This is a genomic window from Pseudoalteromonas sp. M8 (genome assembly GCF_018141365.1).
In the GTDB taxonomy this organism is placed as follows: Bacteria; Pseudomonadota; Gammaproteobacteria; order Enterobacterales; family Alteromonadaceae; genus Pseudoalteromonas.
Genome location: NZ_CP047240.1, coordinates 2,945,612 through 2,963,817 on the forward strand (window position 1 = coordinate 2,945,612; position 18,206 = coordinate 2,963,817).

14 protein-coding genes are annotated in these 18,206 nt (G+C 46.5%); 10 read left to right on the forward strand and 4 right to left on the reverse strand.

What is annotated here, in order from left to right; genetic code table 11:
• Nucleotides 1–159: 159 nt before the first annotated feature.
• Complete coding sequence (gene pheA / locus GSF13_RS18030) at nt 160–1,314, forward strand: prephenate dehydratase (RefSeq protein ID WP_211866595.1); 1,155 nt, start codon at nt 160–162, stop codon at nt 1,312–1,314.
• A 315-nt stretch (nt 1,315–1,629) separates the two neighbouring features.
• On the opposite strand, the gene GSF13_RS18035 is transcribed toward pheA, so the two are convergent.
• The 3 genes from GSF13_RS18035 to GSF13_RS18040 form a co-directional block, all read right to left on the reverse strand.
• Nucleotides 1,630–4,221, reverse strand: a complete 2,592-nt coding sequence (locus GSF13_RS18035) for a discoidin domain-containing protein (protein ID WP_249122698.1) — start codon at nt 4,219–4,221, stop codon at nt 1,630–1,632.
• On the reverse strand, nt 4,206–4,469 hold the full coding sequence (locus tag GSF13_RS24810) for a hypothetical protein (RefSeq protein ID WP_249122699.1): 264 nt from the start codon (nt 4,467–4,469) through the stop codon (nt 4,206–4,208). Before GSF13_RS24810 ends, GSF13_RS18035 begins: the two co-directional genes overlap by 16 nt.
• 144 nt (nt 4,470–4,613) lie before the next feature.
• Entirely contained in the window at nt 4,614–7,598 is a 2,985-nt protein-coding gene (locus GSF13_RS18040) for a TonB-dependent receptor (RefSeq protein ID WP_174170001.1), read from the reverse strand.
• A 384-nt stretch (nt 7,599–7,982) separates the two neighbouring features.
• Between GSF13_RS18040 and GSF13_RS18045 the strand changes: the two genes are divergently transcribed.
• The gene (locus tag GSF13_RS18045) at nt 7,983–8,729 is read left to right on the forward strand and encodes a copper homeostasis protein CutC (RefSeq protein ID WP_010606704.1); all 747 of its coding nucleotides are present in this window, start codon (nt 7,983–7,985) and stop codon (nt 8,727–8,729) included.
• The gene (locus GSF13_RS18050; RefSeq protein ID WP_174170000.1) at nt 8,726–9,586 is read left to right on the forward strand and encodes a BadF/BadG/BcrA/BcrD ATPase family protein; all 861 of its coding nucleotides are present in this window, start codon (nt 8,726–8,728) and stop codon (nt 9,584–9,586) included. The genes GSF13_RS18045 and GSF13_RS18050 overlap by 4 nt, the downstream gene beginning before the upstream one ends.
• Here GSF13_RS18050 and GSF13_RS18055 read toward each other — a convergent pair.
• Nucleotides 9,566–10,300: an AraC family transcriptional regulator gene (locus GSF13_RS18055; RefSeq protein ID WP_010606702.1), complete on the reverse strand. Its 735-nt coding sequence runs from the start codon at nt 10,298–10,300 to the stop codon at nt 9,566–9,568. The two genes, GSF13_RS18050 and GSF13_RS18055, sit on opposite strands and share 21 nt — an antisense overlap.
• Nucleotides 10,301–10,463: 163 nt before the next feature.
• Between GSF13_RS18055 and GSF13_RS18060 the strand changes: the two genes are divergently transcribed.
• From GSF13_RS18060 to GSF13_RS18090, 7 genes are all read left to right on the forward strand, one after another.
• Complete coding sequence (locus GSF13_RS18060; RefSeq protein WP_174169999.1) at nt 10,464–11,624, forward strand: Gfo/Idh/MocA family oxidoreductase; 1,161 nt, start codon at nt 10,464–10,466, stop codon at nt 11,622–11,624.
• A 7-nt stretch (nt 11,625–11,631) separates the two neighbouring features.
• Nucleotides 11,632–12,687 (forward strand): sugar phosphate isomerase/epimerase, encoded by a 1,056-nt coding sequence (locus GSF13_RS18065; RefSeq protein ID WP_102057164.1) that lies wholly within the window; start codon nt 11,632–11,634, stop codon nt 12,685–12,687.
• Between the two features lie 14 nt (nt 12,688–12,701).
• Complete coding sequence (locus tag GSF13_RS18070) at nt 12,702–13,919, forward strand: MFS transporter (RefSeq protein ID WP_174169998.1); 1,218 nt, start codon at nt 12,702–12,704, stop codon at nt 13,917–13,919.
• Nucleotides 13,920–13,972: 53 nt separating this feature from the next.
• Complete coding sequence (locus GSF13_RS18075; RefSeq protein WP_174169997.1) at nt 13,973–14,668, forward strand: DUF1080 domain-containing protein; 696 nt, start codon at nt 13,973–13,975, stop codon at nt 14,666–14,668.
• 2 nt (nt 14,669–14,670) lie between these two features.
• Nucleotides 14,671–16,350: a GMC family oxidoreductase gene (locus GSF13_RS18080; RefSeq protein ID WP_206471082.1), complete on the forward strand. Its 1,680-nt coding sequence runs from the start codon at nt 14,671–14,673 to the stop codon at nt 16,348–16,350.
• Nucleotides 16,350–17,099: a gluconate 2-dehydrogenase subunit 3 family protein gene (locus GSF13_RS18085; RefSeq protein ID WP_010606696.1), complete on the forward strand. Its 750-nt coding sequence runs from the start codon at nt 16,350–16,352 to the stop codon at nt 17,097–17,099. Before GSF13_RS18080 ends, GSF13_RS18085 begins: the two co-directional genes overlap by 1 nt.
• Before the next feature lie 68 nt (nt 17,100–17,167).
• Nucleotides 17,168–18,025 carry a TIM barrel protein gene (locus GSF13_RS18090; protein WP_206471083.1) on the forward strand — a complete coding sequence of 286 codons (858 nt, stop codon included), beginning with the start codon at nt 17,168–17,170 and terminating at the stop codon, nt 18,023–18,025.
• Nucleotides 18,026–18,206 lie beyond the last annotated feature (181 nt).

An 18,206-nucleotide genomic window follows, 5' to 3' on the forward strand; every position in this document is an offset into this window, starting at 1 on the left:
TAAGGTTTGAATAAATGAATTTCATCACACGCAACAGCAACACATATTTCTTTTTTAGCTTCTTTAGGTGAAGAGGCTTGACTGTTCGCGAGTGAAAAAGAATAGCTAAGCCTCCCAACTTCGGGAGGCTTTTTTTTGGCTAAATGGGAGTGAGGACCTATGACACAAAATACATTAGATGCCCTTAGGCATGACATCAATGAGATAGATTCAGAATTACTGATTTTACTGGCAAAGCGACGTCGCATTAGTCATGGCGTGCTGGAATATAAGATTACCAACAACAAACCTATCCGTGATGAAGCACGTGAGCAGGCATTGCTGGAGAAACTGATCCGATATGGTAAATCTCTGGGTCTTGATGCCTTTTATATAAACAGCGTTTTCCAAACTATCTTAGAAGACTCTGTATTAAACCAGCAAGCCATGCTGCAAAAGAACTTAAACCCCGATGCCGTAGGTGATACACACCGCGTTGCCTACTTGGGTGGACAAGGCTCTTATAGCCAGCTTGCTTGTCATAAATACTTCAGTCGTCGTCCCGGTAAGCTTGTGGAAATGGGTTGCCAAAGCTTTGAGCAAATCACCGAGCAGGTAGAGAAAGGCCAAGCTGACTTTGGTATCTTACCTATTGAAAATACCAGTTCAGGCAGTATCAACGAAGTATTCGATTTATTGCAACATGCGCAAGTATCTATTGTGGGCGAAGTAACGCATACCGTAGAGCATTGCCTCCTGGCTTTGCCAGACACAGAATTACAAGCGATCGACAAAATTTATGCGCACCCTCAACCTTTTGCCCAGTGCAGCCGTTTTATTCAAGGTCTTGGGGATATTCAGCATGAAACTTGCGACTCAACCTCTAGTGCATTAAAGCAAGCTGCAGAGCACCCAAATAGTGCCGCGATTGGCTCTGCACAAGCTGGTAAAAATATGGGTCTAGAAGTGGTGAAATCTAGCCTTGCGAATCAGACCGAAAACCATAGCCGCTTTATTGTGGTAGCAAGAAAAGCACTTCAAGTGTCTACTCAAATCCCAACGAAAACCAGTTTAATTATGGCCACCAAACAGCAAGTAGGCTCACTTGCTGACGCGCTGATGGTATTTAAACAGCACAATATCAATATGGTTAAGTTAGAGTCACGCCCAGTACCTGGTAACCCTTGGGAAGAAGTCTTTTATGTAGATTTGCTTGCCAATATTGCAGACTCACAAGTCCAAGTAGCACTTGAAGAATTAAAAGACCATACCCAGTTTGTACGCTTGTTGGGCTGCTACCAAAGCGAGTCTTTGCAAGCAGTAGAGGTGTTATAATCCCAATTTGACTCAATACTTGCTCAATTTGAGGGATTAAATCTGACGCTAGCTGCGTTAAAAATTTCTCATTTAGAGCAACTAAATAGCAAAATTTTTGCCTTGCCTACACGGAGGTAGGTACCTTGGCGATAGCAGGACGCGGTAGCGGGGCTATCGACAAGATTTTCTTGCCTCAAAATAGACCTCTTAATTAAGTAAATTGGCATAATCAATCATATTAAGTCACTCTCATTGAGAAAAATAAAAAGCCAGAGCGCAAGTTGCATTCTGGCTTTTTTTGGTTGAGATTTGTTTAACCTTAGGATATTCAGGCTATTCGCCGCTAAGGCCTAGGAGCTCGATTTCTGAGATCTGTACTAAGCCATCGTTATTCGCATTTTTGCTAATATTTAGACGATAACTGCTATAGGCAAAAGCATTGGAGAAAGTAAACGCTCTTCGTTGTAAGCGCTCATCCCAGCTCTCACCCACCCAAACCGCGACTTCTATCCACGTATCACCGCCATCATTAGAACCCAGTAACTGGAAGTTTTCGGGATCGCGCTCTGGTGCATCATTGGCACTGGTGATTGCCAAACCACTCACAATCTGTGGCGTAGTAAAATCAGCTTGGATCCAAGATGGTGATTCCTCTGTTGGCGGGCCTTGCCACTCATTGTGATCTAGCCATTTTGTCTCGATATCATTATCAAACGCCTTTTGTTCACTTTCTGCATCTCCAATACGATTACGCGCGGTAAAGCTTGTTCCAGCCAAATCAGATAAATCTTCAAGTGCATACTGAGGTCCAGCGAGTTCAATTTCAGCTACTTGCACTAATCCATCATTATTCGCATTTTTACTGATAGACAAGCGATAATGTGAGTAAGCCAAACCATTAGCAAACGCGAAGGCACGACGTTCAAAACGCGATTCAAACGACTCCCCTACCCAAGTATTTAATACTTGCCACACTTCGCCATCGTGAGATGCTAAAAGTTGGAAGTTTTCAGGGTCACGCTCCGGCGCATCATTGGCGCTGGTAATGTACAAAGTATTTACCGCTTGCGCTTGCGGCAAGCTAACTTGAACCCAAGCCGGATTTTCAACAGTGGGTGGCCCCTGCCAATCGTTGTGATCGAGCCATTTAGTCTCAACATTTTTATCAAATGCTTGCGCTGCGCCCTCTGAATCACTAATACTAAAACGCGCCGAGTAACTCGCACCTTGTACTTGCGCATGATCTAATCCAGAGATTTCTGGGCCGATTAATTCAATCTCAGCAAGCTGCATCAGACCATCATTATTTTTGTTCTTGGTTATCTCAAGACGATAACTTTGGTATGGCAACTGATTCGCTACCGCAAAGCTTTGACGCTCCCCTCGCGCTTCAAAAGACTCACCAACCCAATTACTCAAATGCTGCCATGTAACCCCGTTATCGTTAGAGCCAAACAAAGCAAAGTTCTCAGGATTTCGCTCTGGTGCATCATTGGCGCTCGTTATCGCAAGCTGATTAACCGCCACCGCCTCATTAAAATCTACTTGGATCCATGAAGGCACTTCGACGGTAGGTGGGCCTTGCCAATCATTATGATCTAGCCACTTAGTGGTTGGGTCGTTATCAAATGCCTTATCTTGGTTTTCCGCCTCACCGATACTGTTGCTTGCCGTGACCGCAAACGTCTCAGTATCAGTATGGTCAACGCTCGGATAAACCGGCCCAACAAATTGAATTTCTCCAATTTGCAGTAAGCCATCGTTATTTTTGTTCTTTGTCACTGCAATTCGGTAGCTTGTATACTTTTGCGCATTACCAAATACAAAGCCTTGACGTTCAAAGCGCGCTTCAAACGACGCCCCAACCACATTACCCAAATTAACCCAACTCGCACCCTCATCATTAGAAGCTAGTAAAGAGAAGTTTTCAGGGTCTCGCTCTGGGGCATCATTAGCACTGGTAATGTAAACACCGCTAATTGCTTGTTGAGTAGGAAAATCCACCTGGATCCAAGATGGCGCTTCCTCAGTAGGTGGCCCCTGCCAGTCATTGTGGTCAAGCCATTTAGTTTGTGGATCGCCATCAAATGCTTTGTCTGCACTCTCGGCATCACCAATAGCATTTCTTGCTGTGATAGTGGCACCTGATGTCACGACTTGCTGCATCGGCCCCGTGGAGACCGGCTCATCAAATAATGGTAACGCTAAGTCCATAATACTATCGGCACTAAGATCTAGCTGCGCAGTTAATGGGTGAGCTTGAAGCGCGTTGTAAATTGGCAATCGAAGCGCTTCAAGTGCAACTTCATCACCGCCAAGTGCGGCGCTAAGATTGCTAGCTGAGTCGCTTAAGACGCCTTGCAAAGAGCCTTGCTCGTCAAACTGTGCAAACGCGGCATTGAATAGAGAAAGCTTTTGCACACTTTCGGAAACATATGTCATCTCACAACTTTGCTCACCAGAGTCAGAGGTTGTGCAAGTTTCTCCTAATTCAAAATTCGTTAATTGATCAGCGCTAACCACAGGTAACTCAAAAACATTGATGTTCCCGGTTTGCCAGCCAAGGGCCCGAAGCAATAACGCAGACATCTCCACTTTTGCCAATGCCATTAATTCGGGAGTAGAGACATTACGCCCCTCAGCAATTTGCTGCTCTACCAGCATGGTTGCTAGTGTCGTCAAGGCGTTGATTTGTATGGTAGCATCAGCACTGCCATCGGCATTTGAACCAAACGGCACGGCGACATGACTTAAGGTAGCCAAAGTCACACCAGCAATGTAATCGCCACTTACCTGCTCCCCAATTCCTGCAGAACCACAGCGACTGGCGTCGCAGCGCATCTGCGAGCCTTCACTCGTTGTGGCGGTCACTTTAATGGTGGAATTAATGCCAAACCCGGCTTTACCCGTCAGTTCAATAAACAACTCCCCGATTGACTGGTTGCCGAGTTCTCATCCATCATCATGCTAGAGCCATTGAGCGCCGTCACCGAAATGCGGGCTTGGCTCAACGCGCCTTTTATCACTGAACCAGATACTTCTGCCGTCGTCACAGCAGGGGTTACTGGCACTTCTTCAACTTTTGGGTCATCGCTCCCGCCGCCACATGCAGCCAATAAACTGCTAACGGCAATGAGCGGGATCGCATTTCTTATTTTATTTAACGTTTTCATATTTATCCCTTCTTACATATCAACCAACTCGTGTGACTAGGTTGATATAAACGCACCACAAGCAGGTGATAAGCCGTGATATTGTTTCTCGTTGTTCTGACACGACTTCACCCTGTTTGCATTACTTTATGGTTATCGCCAAAGTTAAAATCGATAGGTGATCCCGGCATAGTAGCGCTGCCCGGTGTAGCTGCTGCTGCGCAATCTCGCTTTAGAATCTTCACCATAAAAGGTTCTCGGTTCTTCTTTGGTTAGGTTGATCACAGACGCGGTTAGGATCAGGTTTTCCATCAAGTTATAAGAAGCGTTCACATCAACTTGTTGGTATGGTTCCTGATATACAGTGAGTCCGTCGGCAAGCCCCAAAGCGGTTTCTCCTCGGCGGTTATATGATGCTCTGACACTAAAAGTGTCATTCTCGTAATAGGCGGAGAAGTTAAATTGATTATCGGCACTGCCAACAAGCGCAGACTCACCGACCTTTTCACCGTCTACGCTAATGTCTGCCTGATTGGTATCGTTTAGGGTGTAGTTAACGTTGAGACCAAAGCCATTGTCGAATGCATGTTGTGCAAACAGCTCTATTCCCCGAGAGGTTGCGTTTGTACCATTGGCGGTGGTGGTAAACGGCGTGACGGTAATATCACCCGGCGGTACAATTTCAACACCGGTAAAAGGGTTATCAAAGCCCTCAAACGGCCTTACTGAGGTAATAATCAAGGGCACGATAAAGTTATCTACGTCTTTGTTGAATACCGCAATGCCAACCGCAGATCCTTCGCCATAATAATACTCCGCAGATAAATCCATCTGTACCGATTCAAATGGTTTTAGCGCTTTGTTACCACCTGAACCACGCCACCCAGGCTCCACAGGGTTACCTCTAAACTCTAGTCTATCGTCTGCCCATTCTTGAGAGATAAAGGTCAGCTGCTCTGGCGCACCCATGTCGTTGAACGGAGCTCGAGACATCGTTTTGGCGATAGCACCACGTATGACAAGATTGTCGCTGGCATCCCAGACAATATTGAAACTAGGTAAAAATTGTGAGTCGGTTACGGTACGCACGGTGGTGGTTTCAACATCAATGAGACGTTCATCACCTAAAATATCCTCTTCGGTGACATCATCAATGTCATCTAAAAAGTAGTTAATTTTATCCGACGACATAATCTGCGTTTCAGTCTCGACATAGCGTACTCCGATGTTTCCTCTAAAATCTCCAAAAGAAAAATCGGCCTGTAGATAGGCGGCCATGATCTCTTCTTCTATGTCGAACACAAAATCAGGCTCACGGCGCGTGTGCTTAACATATTCACTAGTCACGATTTCGCGGTATCGATCCCAATTGATCGTGGGCATCGCATTCACTTCAAAACCGCCTGGGATATTTTGTTCAGACGTTGCATTCAAAATATCCTCCAGTTTTGGCATACCCCCAATCCACTGATAAGACACTTCATCAATGGCACCTTGACTAAATGGATCTAGCTCGCCACTGGCAATTCTGTCAGCCCCATCTTGAGTAATAAAGAAGGTGTTGTTGGTTTCGCGGTGTAGTGTTGCTTTACGATATTTAGCACCGACGCGCAGCGTATCAACGATGCCGTACCCGACGCGATAATCAAGGTCTAACTGAGCATAGTCCTCTTCTAAGTCACTGACGACAAAGCTTGAGCCTGTCGAACCCGGATCGGGATCGCCGGCAATACCAGCCTGAAGGTTAGACAACAAAGCGGGATCAGCGTACAGCGACACTCTGTCACCTAATCGCCACCCTGCAAATGAAGCGGCGTTTTCAACCTGCCCGGAATCGCTGCGACTCGCAGGTTGGCCGCTTTTATACGCCGCACTCCAAGATTCTGAAGGGCCACCGCTGGCTTCAGTGTGACCAAATTTACCGCGTAAGTCATATAAGTCACCGGCATACTCAAAGGCGAAGTCGTAGGTATCCGAGGTATCTTTTTCTACCGTATAACTACCAATGATCCAAGGAAATTCAAGATTCCCTTCAGTGCCACCTGCGCCACTGGTAAAGTCCATGCCAGTCACAATCGTACCGGTTTCGTCTAGAGTAATACCGGTAAGATAATCTGGGTTGTACTTCCATTCTGGGATCCACATTTGTGACGTGGTGCGATTTTGCCCAAGCTCAAAATGAAAATGATTGAATGTTAAAGATAAATCATCTATTGGACGCCATTGAATGGTGGCTTGTAACCCCTGACGTTCACGTTTTTCTTTGGTTACCCCAATACCTGCAACTTGCGGTGCCCAAACACCATCATAAACGTTACCATAAGCATCTTCTAACGCTGCAAATCGACGTGTACTATCAGCAATCACATTGCCCGCCGTGTCCGTTGCTTGCAAGTCTGAACTCGTTGCCCAACGCCAACCGCCACCGCCCGACATATCACCGCCTAAAGAACGGTTGGTACGGTCTTGTTTAGTATAACCAACTAGCAAGCCAAAGGTTTCTTCTTCGTTCTTCCAAGAATAAACGCCGCTAAAATTAGGCTCGTACTCTTCAGTCACATCAGCGTAGGTATATTCAACATTCAACGCCCCAGAATTTGCCTCCATATCCAGCGGTTTCCGGCTGTGTAGAATAACCGTGCCGCCAACCCCACCTTCATCTAAACGCGCCTCAGAAGACTTAAACACCTCAACCGATTGCACCATGGTAGAAGGCAACAAAGAGTAACTAAAAGAGCGCGACGGCGAGCCCGGAGAAGACGCGATAAAGTTGCCGTTTAACTGCGTAAAAGTAAGATCAGAGGAAAGACCACGAATACTGACGTTTTCCCCTTCCCCGCCACTACGAGAAATCACCACACCGGGTACGCGTTGCAGTGAATCCGCCACATTTTTATCGGGAAACTTGCCAATGTCTTCTGCTGTAATGGCATCCACAATCGCGTTTGATAAACGCTTAATCGCCAAGTTTTCGGCCATAGATGCGCGGATCCCACGCACCTCAATCGTTTCGATTTCCTGCGCTTCCTCTTTTTCGGTTTCTTCAGCCATTGCCCAGTTAGTAGCTGATAACATAGCGAGGACCAGTGCAGACTTGCTAAATTGCCGTGACCTTCCTGTCACATGGCGTCTGTTATTATTATTGGCCATTCCTATCTCCAAGTTTTTTATAATTTGTAAAGCCACGACGTCCCTTGCTGCTCCATGACGCATGACTTTGTGACGACCCTTTTTTGTTTCCCTATAGGGGTTAATGGTTTGTGAAACACTCGTTCAGAATAGGAGCGCTCTACAAAAAGTGATAATAGAATTTCGGTTTGCACTAAGACAAAATCGGCGTTTAGGTCAAAAAAAGATCCAATTTCAATTTCCTTGGTTTATAGTCTGATTAACATAAAAACTCATTATTAGTTTCTATATTAGGCAATTTAAAAACGTTCCAAACACGTGTAACTAAATGTTTTTATTGAACTAATTAAATATTCAAAACCAAGCATTTTAAACTTTAAAATTATTCAACTTCAAGAGTGAAATATGAATTCGGCAAACTATTCAGGTAAAAACTTGGAAATATGCCTCAGCAGCGATAATCCTCATTTGTTGCAGCGAAATGCACAAATTGCTTTTGCATCAGGTGCAACAAGGATAGAGCTCTGTGGTGTTCTGAGTTGCGGTGGCTTGACCCCAAACCCGACGGCGATAGCGGCAGTTGCCCAGTATTTACCAAGCTTTGGCGAATGTATTGTGATGTTACGCCAAGCGCCGCATTTTTTTATTGATGACACCATGCTCTATCAGTTACAAAAAGAGATAGATGGCATTGCTTGCGCGGGTGCAACCGGTATTGCGCTTGGTTTTATCGACGACAATCAGGAGATAGCGGCTGACCACTGTAGCGCACTCATTGCCACGGCAAAATCCTTAGGCCTTTCTGTCACCTTTCATCGCGCCTTTGATGCCGCTGCAAACTGGCAGCAGGCAGCCGAGACGCTGCTAGAGTTAGGCGTTGAGCGGGTCTTAAGCGCCGGCAATACATGGCAAAGTGGTAAAGGCGCAGCGTTTGGTACCAGTCAGCTCATTGCCTTACTGAAAAAACTCAATGCTGAAATCGAAGTGGTGATCGGTGGAGGGGTCAACACGAAAAACGCCGCGGATCTTTGGCTTTTAAGTGAATTTGGTCCACTCTCTCTACATACTCACTCTGGCGTGCATCATGGCGATGAAGTTTGCCCAAGGCTAGTTAATGCAATACTCACCGGATCAGAAAAGGCAATACAATGACAGCATCGAAGCTATTTTTAGGGATTGATGGTGGCGGTACGAAATGTAAAGTCCGCCTCGAGGATCAACATGGACAGCTCCTTGCCGAGGCCACCAGCGGCCCTGCAAACATAGCAACATCAATACATCAGGCCCAAGAGTCAATGTTGAGCGCAACAATGACAGCGCTGACAAACGCAAAAATCCCCCACCACGATATTGCCAACATCAGTGCTTTTGCAGGACTTGCCGGCGCGAATGTCACGACGGCTTGTGAGGCGATGCAGCAATGGCGTTCCCCTTTTGCACGTTTTCAATTTTCAACCGATGCACACATAGCTTGCCTTGGTGCGCATCAACACGAAGATGGCGGTGTAATCATTCTTGGCACCGGATTTTGCGCGGGTCTGGTGACGCATGGACAATTTAGGGAGTTCGGTGGCCACGGATTATTACTCAGTGATGGTGCAAGTGGCAGTTGGATCGGTTTGAGTTTAGTGAAGCATGCCATCGAGGTGCTTGATACACTATCCCCTAGCAGTCTGATGATTGAGTCGTTTTTGGCTGCCATGAATTGCCACAGTACCGAACAGCTAGTCAAACTCACGCTAAACGCCACTCCCCAGTATTTTGCCCAGTTTGCTCAACATGTTTTTGCTACGCCAAACGATCCCTATGCCGAGCAGATCTTAAATGGCGCGGCACGGTTTATTGAGCGTTATGTCCGTCATCTGCAGAGCTTAGGGGCACATAAAGTCGCGTTAGTTGGAGGCATTGCCACGCCCATTCGTCCATGGTTAGCTTCTGAGTACGCAGATACGCTGGTGACACCGGCACTACCACCAGAAGTCGCAGCGTTAACGCTCGCTCGACGTTAATTCCTTACGTAATTGCGACGGGATTTCACCAAATAAACGACGAAACTGCTTGCTAAAATAACTTGGCTCTGAAAAGCCGCACTGATAAGCGACTTGTGATACTGGTAAACGTGTTTCGACCAATAATTTACGGGCATTTTCCAATCTCACTTCGTTGATAAATTGATTGGGAGTTTTGGCTAAATGCTTTTTAAATCTACGCTCCAGTGCGCTTACCGACAGGTGAGCAAGTTCCGCCAATTCTTCGATACAAATATGACGATGGTAATGTGCCCGAATAAATTCAACGGGCGCTTCAATGGCTCTTACGTGAGACAACGCCTTTGACGTTTTCGCTAGATGTCGTGTAACACCATAAGTGCCCATAATCGCATTTTCGCCATCAAGTAACACTTTTTTTGACGTGGAAAACCATGCCAATTCCCCATTTGCGGTTTGATTGAGTTCTAATCTATCCGTCACGATAAAGCCTTCCATCACTCGTTTATCATCGTTAACGTATTGGAATGCCAAGTGTTGCGGTGAAAAGTCAAAATCGGTTTTCAGTAAGATTTGATCTAGGGTTTTATAGCCCTGATGTTCAACAAAGTGTTGGTTCGCATGCACTATTCTACTTTTTGTGTCTTTGACCCAAAAGAGGATGTCTGGGATCAGATCAAATGCTGCAATCAATTGATTTACGCCAGCTTTATTCAATATTGTTTGCTCTTCCATTGCCCTACTTACCGCCTTTTTATAATTATAATAATTTATTTTAAACGCCGATTTTGTTGCATTGTCAACCGAATTTTTATTATCACTTTGGCGCCTCTGTTACCTATTATCAATAACATCAGATTAACTTACCTCGATAACTCGACGGAGACGGAGCTAAACGATGGATAATAACAAAATCCGCATGGCCATGATCGGTGGTGGAGAAGGCGCTTTCATAGGTGCTGTGCACCGCATAGCCGCGCGTTTAGATGGTCAAATTGAACTTGTTGCAGGCGCATTTAGCGCCGATCCAAACAAAAGCCTAGCAATGGGCCAGCAACTCGGGCTTAACCCAGCACGTTGCTATACCAGCTACCAAGCACTCTTACAACAAGAGGCGGAACTACCAGAGTCGGAGCGCATCCACTTTGTTGCCATCGTGACCCCAAACCATTTGCATTTTCCGATTGCCACAGCCGCTATCGAACACGGCTTTCACGTCTTGAGTGATAAACCTGCAACGCTCAATTTATCTGAGGCTCTGCGTCTACAAACACAGCTTCAGAAGAGCAATTGCTTGTACGGATTAACACACACCTATACCGGCTACCCAATGGTGAAAGAAGCACGCCACCGCATCGCAAATGGCGAACTTGGCAAAATACGCAAAGTCGTCGTTGAATATAGTCAAGGATGGCTTGCAAGTGCTGATGACGAAAACAGCAAGCAAGCCAGCTGGCGACTAGATGCAAGTAAGTCTGGCGTGAGTTGTTGTATGGGCGATATCGGTGTGCACGCAGCGAACCTCGCCGAATATGTGAGTGGCTTGGAGATAGAGGCGCTTTGTGCGGATTTAAACACGGTTGTGTCCGGCCGACAGCTCGACGATGACGGCACCGTGTTACTGCGCTTTGGCAACGGTGCAAAGGGCGTGTTGATGGCAAGCCAAATAGCCCTTGGCGAAGAAAATAATCTCACCTTAAAAATCTATGGTGACAAAGCCAGTATCGAATGGTCGCAAATGGAGCCTAATAGTTTGTGGTTACGTGCGGCAAATGCTCCAGCTCAGTTGATCCGCACAGGAGTGGGTTCACTTAGCCAAGCAGCCATTAGCGCAACTCGTGTGCCAGCCGGTCACCCTGAGGGATATCTGGAAGCATTTGCAAATATCTACCTTAACTTCGCCAGCCTTATTCGTGCGCATCAGCTGCAACCCGATGTGCAGCACGAAGAATTTGACGTGCCAAGTATTAACGCTGCAGTCCGTGGCATGGCATTTATTGAAAACGCGGTCGCAGCTAGTGCAAAAGACACTAAGTGGCACCCCTTTACCATTGGATAAAATAAGAATGAAGCAAATTAAAGGACCCGCTATTTTTCTCGCGCAGTTTGTCTCGGACGAGGTGCCATTTAACAATTTTAATAGTATTTGCCAGTGGGCAAGTAACCTAGGTTATAAAGGTATTCAGCTACCAAGTTGGGAACAGCGACTGTTCGATCTGCAAAAAGCCGCTGAAAGCCAAGATTATTGCGACGAGATCACTGGTATTGCTGCAGAGCATGGCCTTACTATTTCAGAGCTATCAACCCATTTGCAGGGTCAATTAGTGGCGGTGCACCCAGCTTATGACCAAATGTTTGACGGCTTTGCACCAGCAAAAGTGCATGGCTCGCCTCAGGCTCGTATGGAGTGGGCAACCGAGCAGCTAATGTTAGCGGCCAGTGCCAGTGCTAAGCTTGGGCTAACTAGTCACGCAAGCTTTTCTGGCGCCTTGCTCTGGCATACCTTTTACCCCTGGCCACAACGTCCAAATGGCTTGGTGGAACAAGGGTTTGAGGAGCTCGCAAAACGCTGGTTGCCTATTTTGAACCGCTTTGACGAGGTTGGTGTGGATGTCTGCTACGAGCTTCATCCAGGTGAAGATCTACACGATGGCGTGACTTTTGAGCGCTTTTTAGCGGCGACGAATAATCACCCGCGAGCCAATATTCTTTACGATCCAAGTCACTTTGTTTTACAGCAATTGGACTACTTAGCGTTTATCGACATCTATCATGAACGTATCAAAGCGTTCCATGTAAAAGATGCCGAATTTATCCCCAATGGCCGCTGCGGTGTTTACGGCGGATACCAAGGATGGCAACAACGGCCAGGTCGGTTCCGTTCATTAGGTGACGGACAGGTCGACTTTAAGAAAATATTTAGTAAGTTAACACAGTACGGTTTTGATGGTTGGGCTGTATTGGAATGGGAATGCTGTATTAAGCACCCTGAAGATGGGGCCAAAGAAGGTGCCGAATTTATCAAACAGCACTTGATAAGACCAACCGAAAAAGCCTTCGATGATTTTGCAGGAAGTAGCACCGATACCGAACGCAATAATCAAATCCTCGGCATAAAATAAACAGGACTACGACCATGAATAATAATAATCATAATCGGACCGTGTTTCAGCTCTGTTGCCTTGCACTGGTCGTCACATCAATGACGTTCGCTATTCGCGCAGGCATTTTGGGGCAATTAGGTGCGCAGTTTGGACTCTCAGATACAGAACTTGGTTGGGTTAACGCTATGGCATTTCTGGGCTTTCCCGTTGCAACCATGTTAGGTGGCGCAATCTACAACGCCATTGGCGCTAAAAAGTTAGTTGCCCTCGCCTTTATTTGCCACTTTGCAGGATTGGTTTTAACCATTACCGCTGACGGTTTTTGGTTACTGCTGATCTCGACGTTTTTAATCGGCTTTGCGAATGGTTCAGTGGAAGCTGGCTGTAATCCACTGATTGCCGAAATGTATCCGAAAAACACCACGACCATGCTCAACCGATTCCATGTCTGGTTTCCAGGCGGCATTGTGATTGGTGCTCTGGCATCGAATGCCATGACTGCATCGGGCTTTAATTGGCAATGGCAAGTTGCTTTGATATTAATTCCAACGCTGATTTACGGAGCAATGATGGTCAAGTCACGGTTTCCTGAATTTGACCGCACAGATCATTCTACCACCAGCAATCTCAAGCACCTGTTTTCTCCGCTCTACCTATTTTTAATTTGCTGTATGACATTAACAGCAACCACTGAACTTGGTACACAACAGTGGATTGAACGCATACTGGGAGCGTCAGGCGCCTCTCCTATGATGATCCTCGCACTGATCACAGGCTTGATGGCATTAGGTCGCTTCTTTGCCGGCCCAATAGTCCACCGTTTTAATCCAACAGGCGTGTTACTCGGCTCTGCGGTATTGGCAACCGCGGGGATTTTCATGATGAGCCAAGCACAAGGGTCAGCAATCTACTTGGCTGCAATATTATTTGCCTTGGGTGTCACTTATTTTTGGCCAACCATGCTGGGCTGTGTTGCAGAATATACCCCAAAAACAGGCGCACTTGGTATGTCTTTAATGGGCGGTGCGGGGATGTTCGCTGTCAGCATGTGGAATCCAGTAATTGGTAGTTGGATTGATTCGGCGCGACTCGAAGCCCAAGCGGCGAACTTAACTGCGCAGCAATCAGAACTAGTTGCAGGTCAAGCGGTGCTTGAAAATATCCTGTTATTCCCAGCTATTCTCATTGCCGCTTTTATCGGCCTTTACCTTTATATCAATAAAAATAAACGCGTTGAGAAATACGCGTAATACCCTTTGTATTAAGTAGCAACAAGTAAAAAGTGAACAGACGAGGTTCCAATATGCTCAACTCTATAAAAATACTAACGCTGGCATTGGCTGTTAGTTGTGCGGCTTGCGCTAGTACAACTGACAACCAATTGAGCCCGCAAGAACAACAAGCCGGATGGCAACTGCTTTTCGATGGCAAAGATATGTCGCAATGGCGCAACTTTAAAAGTGACGGCCTAAATAGCCAATGGCAAGTTGAGGACGGCGCGATGACACTTACCCAAGGTGGTGGCGGCGATATTCTGACCAAAAAACAGTATCACAATTTTGAGCTCCAGCTCGATTGGAAGATTTCTAAAAAAGGCAACAGTGGGATCTTTGTATTGGCGGATGAAAGAGGCGGTGCAATATACTCCCACGCCCCAGAAATCCAAATTCTAGATAACAAAGAACACCCAGACAATAAAATAGACTCTCACCTTGCAGGTTCTATATATGACCTGTTTGCAGCGCCAAGTACGGCACATAAACCTGCCGAAGCTTGGAACCAAGTTCGCATTAAGCTACAAGATAGTCACCTACAAGTTTGGCAAAATGGTGTAAGCACGACGAGTATCGTGATTGGCAGCACCACTTGGAATGCTTTGGTTAAGAATAGTAAATTTGCAACATGGCAAGGGTTTGCTGAAGGTAAAAAAGGCCACATCGGCTTGCAAGATCACGGCGACAAAGTCTGGTTTAAAAACATTAAGATCAAGGAGCTGTAACCATGGCAACATTTGATCATAAAGTATTGGTCGTTGGCTCAGGTGCCGGTGGCGCAATGGCCGCTTATACACTCACTAAGCTAGGCCACAAAGTTTTATTGCTAGAAGCTGGCAGAAATTACGACCCAAAAACAGAAAGCCCGATGTTCCGTCGCAATAGCGAAGCCCCACTCATGGGCGCTGGTAATAAGGATAAGAACTTTGGTTTTTACGACGCGACGATTGATGGCGGTTGGCAAGTGCCAGATGAACCATACACACGCGCAGAAAACACCGATTTTTATTGGTGGCGTGCACGTATGCTCGGTGGCCGCACCAATCACTGGGGTCGCTACTCGCTACGTTTTAGTGAACACGACTTTAAGGGCAAAAGCCGCGATGGACATGGCGCTGATTGGCCGTTTGAATATCAAGACATTGCGCCTTGGTATGACAAAACAGAAGAAATAGTCGGGATCTGCGGTACCAATACCGGCTTGGATGACATGCCCCCTTCTGCGCCTGGCGTGTTACAGCCACCACCGACGCCAAGAGTACCCGAATTATTGGTTGCAGCTGCCGCGAAAAAAATGGGGATCCCAGCGGTTCCCATGCACAGAGCGGTGCTGACTCGTAACAAAGGCGACCGCTTAGCGTGTTTTTACGCCACGCCTTGTGGCCACGGTTGCTCGATTGGTGCGGCATTCCAAACCACAACCTCGCTTATTCCGATGGCCAAAGCGACAGGAAACCTTGAAGTGATCACCGATGCCATGGTGAAGTCAGTGGCGATGAATGAAGATGGCAAAGTAACTGGTGTGACTTACGTCGATAAAAAGTCTGCACAAGAACATGCACTCAATGCTGATGTAGTGATTTTGGCGGCCAGCGCCTGTGAATCTGCACGTATTTTGCTTAATTCTAAACATGCAAAACATCCCAAGGGACTTGCAAACTCAAGTGGTCAGGTAGGTCGCAATCTAATGGACTCTACAGGTGCTTGGCTTGGTGCACAAATCCCTGCGTTAAAAGGCCGCCCGCGTTATAACGAAGACGGCCATACCGGTAACCACCTTTTTATTCCTTGGTGGGGACACAAAGCCCATGAGAAAGGTGAGCTTAATTTTCCGCGCGGCTATCACTTTGAAATTAGCAGCGGCTTTAATCAACCGGGCTCTGGCGTGTCTGGCAATAAACAAGGTTATGGCCCCAAATTAAAGCAGCAAGTGCGTGACGCTTATGGCTCCTATGTTGGATTTGCACTGCGTGGAGAAATGCTACCGAACAAAAATTCTTACATGGAAATTGACGAAAACGTCAAAGATAAATGGGGGATCCCGGTTGCTAAGTTCCATTTCAAATGGTCTGACAGAGAGCTCAAGCAAATCGAGCATGGTCTCAAAACCGCTAAGCAGATCCTTGAGAACATGGGTGCCAAAGTCGGCGAGCTACCGCCTGCGGAAAAAGCCATTTCAAAAGGCGGTGAGATCATTCATGAGGTCGGCACGACGAGAATGGGCAGCTCAGCAAAAGAATCGGTAACGAATCAGTGGGGGCAAACATGGGACTGTGACAATCTATTTGTGATGGATGCCGGCGTCTTTGCGTCTAACCCCCATAAAAATTGCACCTTAACCATTATGACCTTAGCGATGCGAAACTCCACCTGGTTAGCAGCACAAATTGATAAAGGAGCGCTGTGATGAATACACCTGTCCGCGTTGATTCTTATAAATATATTTCAGGCATGACACGTCGCGAGTCATTAAAGTGGTTAGGCTTGCTTGCTGCTGGATCTGCGGTGACACTCACCGCTGGTTGCAGTAAGGCCATTGAAGGTGAAACGGCTGCAGCTGGGCACTGGCCAGATATTGAAATAAAGCCAGTTAGCGCTCAAGGGTATGGCACCGATCCAAACATGATCATGCCGCCAGAATCACCTTGGCCGCTCACCCTCACCGAAGCGCAGCTCACGTTAGTTGCAGTACTAGCTGATTTTATTGTGCCAAAGGAAGGAAATCATCCATCGGCTTCTGAAGTACAAGTACCGAGTGTGATCGATGAATGGGTAAGCGCACCGTATCACGGACAACAAAAAGACAGAGTGACAATACTCCATGCGCTTGCTTGGATTGACGATGAGTCGACTTTGCGCTTTAAAAAGCCATTTATACAACTTAGCGCAACGCAGCAAAGTAAGATTATGGATGATATTGCTTATTTTAATGCACAAACACCAGAGCAATTTCAGCGTATAGGTAAAGCATTCTTGCGCTTTAAAGATCTCGTTCTCGGCGCTTACTTCTGCACACCTGAGGGCTGTCAAGACATAGGTTATCTGGGCAATATGCCAATTGCAGGTGATTATCCAGGGCCTACTGCCGAAGCCAAGGCGCATCTAGATGGCGTACTCGCAGAGCTTGGGCTAAGCCAGTATGCGTACCGCGACTAACCCTTGAGTCATTTTGTTATGACTAACCGAAGCAGAGTCTAGCTCTGCTTTTTCTTTAGGAGTAGATCATGTTTGTTGAAAACACCAACCGATTAAAGCAAGTAATGCTGTTCATTGCTTTAATTTTTATCTCGCCACTGTATGCACAGCCTTCCCTTCAACCTTTGCCCGTTAGCGTTCAACTGTGGTCGGTAAAAGATGAATTGGCAAGAGACTTCGACGGCACCTTGCAAGCACTCGCTAGCATGGGATTTGATGGCGTTGAGTTTGCGGGAAACTTTGGCAGCTATGCCAATAACCCAAGTAAATTAAAACAAAGGTTAGCCGAACTCGGCCTAGTTGCGAGCAGCGCCCACATCGGCTTTGACGCATTAGCTGAAGAAAAACGAGCAAGCACCCTACTCTTTTACAAAACCTTAGGCGTATCCACGCTCTTTATTCCTTGGGATGAAAGAGCATGGGATAAAAACCAAGTGCAAGCATTTGTAAAACAGCTTAACCAAGTGCACCAAATTGCCAAACGTTATGATATGAGGATCGGATTTCATAATCATGAGAAGGAATTTAACCCATACGCTAATAGCACGTTTTGGGATTATATCGCCACCAATACCCCTAGCGATTTCCCACTGCAGCTCGATGTCGGCTGGGTGATTTACGCAGGTAAATCACCCAGCGATTATGTTAAGCGATATGCAGGAAGAACCGTATCGACACATATTAAAATACGTACTCATCAAGGAGATGACAAAAGCCCAATCATTGGCGAAAACCACTACCCCTGGAAAGCGCTCATCCAAACCATGCAGCAACACGGCGGTACACAGTGGCTGGTAATCGAACAAGAAGAATACCCAAGCGGCCTAACGCCCCTAGAAAGCGTCGCCCGCTCAAAAGCGAATTTAGATAAGATACTGAGTGAGTAACAAGCGGGAATATGTTTATCTGAAATAGCTAATAGTCACTGTCAGGTTTGAGCTTTAGGGTTAATCAAACCTGACTGCTGTAATGGTGCGAGAGTGGAAAATGGTAACGGCGACCACAGCGGCTGGCAAAGCTGACGGTTTTTGTGCAGCGAAGCGCACAAAAAGTGACTGGTTTTATAGT

Excerpts from the sequence above, each read along its gene's own strand:
- pheA (WP_211866595.1), top strand. The coding sequence starts at position 160 with ATGACACAAAATACATTAGATGCCCTTAGGCATGACATCAATGAGATA.
- GSF13_RS24810 (WP_249122699.1), bottom strand. The coding sequence starts at position 4,469 with ATGAAAACGTTAAATAAAATAAGAAATGCGATCCCGCTCATTGCCGTT.
- GSF13_RS18040 (WP_174170001.1), bottom strand. The coding sequence starts at position 7,598 with ATGGCCAATAATAATAACAGACGCCATGTGACAGGAAGGTCACGGCAA.
- GSF13_RS18045 (WP_010606704.1), top strand. The coding sequence starts at position 7,983 with ATGAATTCGGCAAACTATTCAGGTAAAAACTTGGAAATATGCCTCAGC.
- GSF13_RS18050 (WP_174170000.1), top strand. The coding sequence starts at position 8,726 with ATGACAGCATCGAAGCTATTTTTAGGGATTGATGGTGGCGGTACGAAA.
- GSF13_RS18055 (WP_010606702.1), bottom strand. The coding sequence starts at position 10,300 with ATGGAAGAGCAAACAATATTGAATAAAGCTGGCGTAAATCAATTGATT.
- GSF13_RS18060 (WP_174169999.1), top strand. The coding sequence starts at position 10,464 with ATGGATAATAACAAAATCCGCATGGCCATGATCGGTGGTGGAGAAGGC.
- GSF13_RS18065 (WP_102057164.1), top strand. The coding sequence starts at position 11,632 with ATGAAGCAAATTAAAGGACCCGCTATTTTTCTCGCGCAGTTTGTCTCG.
- GSF13_RS18070 (WP_174169998.1), top strand. The coding sequence starts at position 12,702 with ATGAATAATAATAATCATAATCGGACCGTGTTTCAGCTCTGTTGCCTT.
- GSF13_RS18075 (WP_174169997.1), top strand. The coding sequence starts at position 13,973 with ATGCTCAACTCTATAAAAATACTAACGCTGGCATTGGCTGTTAGTTGT.
- GSF13_RS18080 (WP_206471082.1), top strand. The coding sequence starts at position 14,671 with ATGGCAACATTTGATCATAAAGTATTGGTCGTTGGCTCAGGTGCCGGT.
- GSF13_RS18085 (WP_010606696.1), top strand. The coding sequence starts at position 16,350 with ATGAATACACCTGTCCGCGTTGATTCTTATAAATATATTTCAGGCATG.
- GSF13_RS18090 (WP_206471083.1), top strand. The coding sequence starts at position 17,168 with ATGTTTGTTGAAAACACCAACCGATTAAAGCAAGTAATGCTGTTCATT.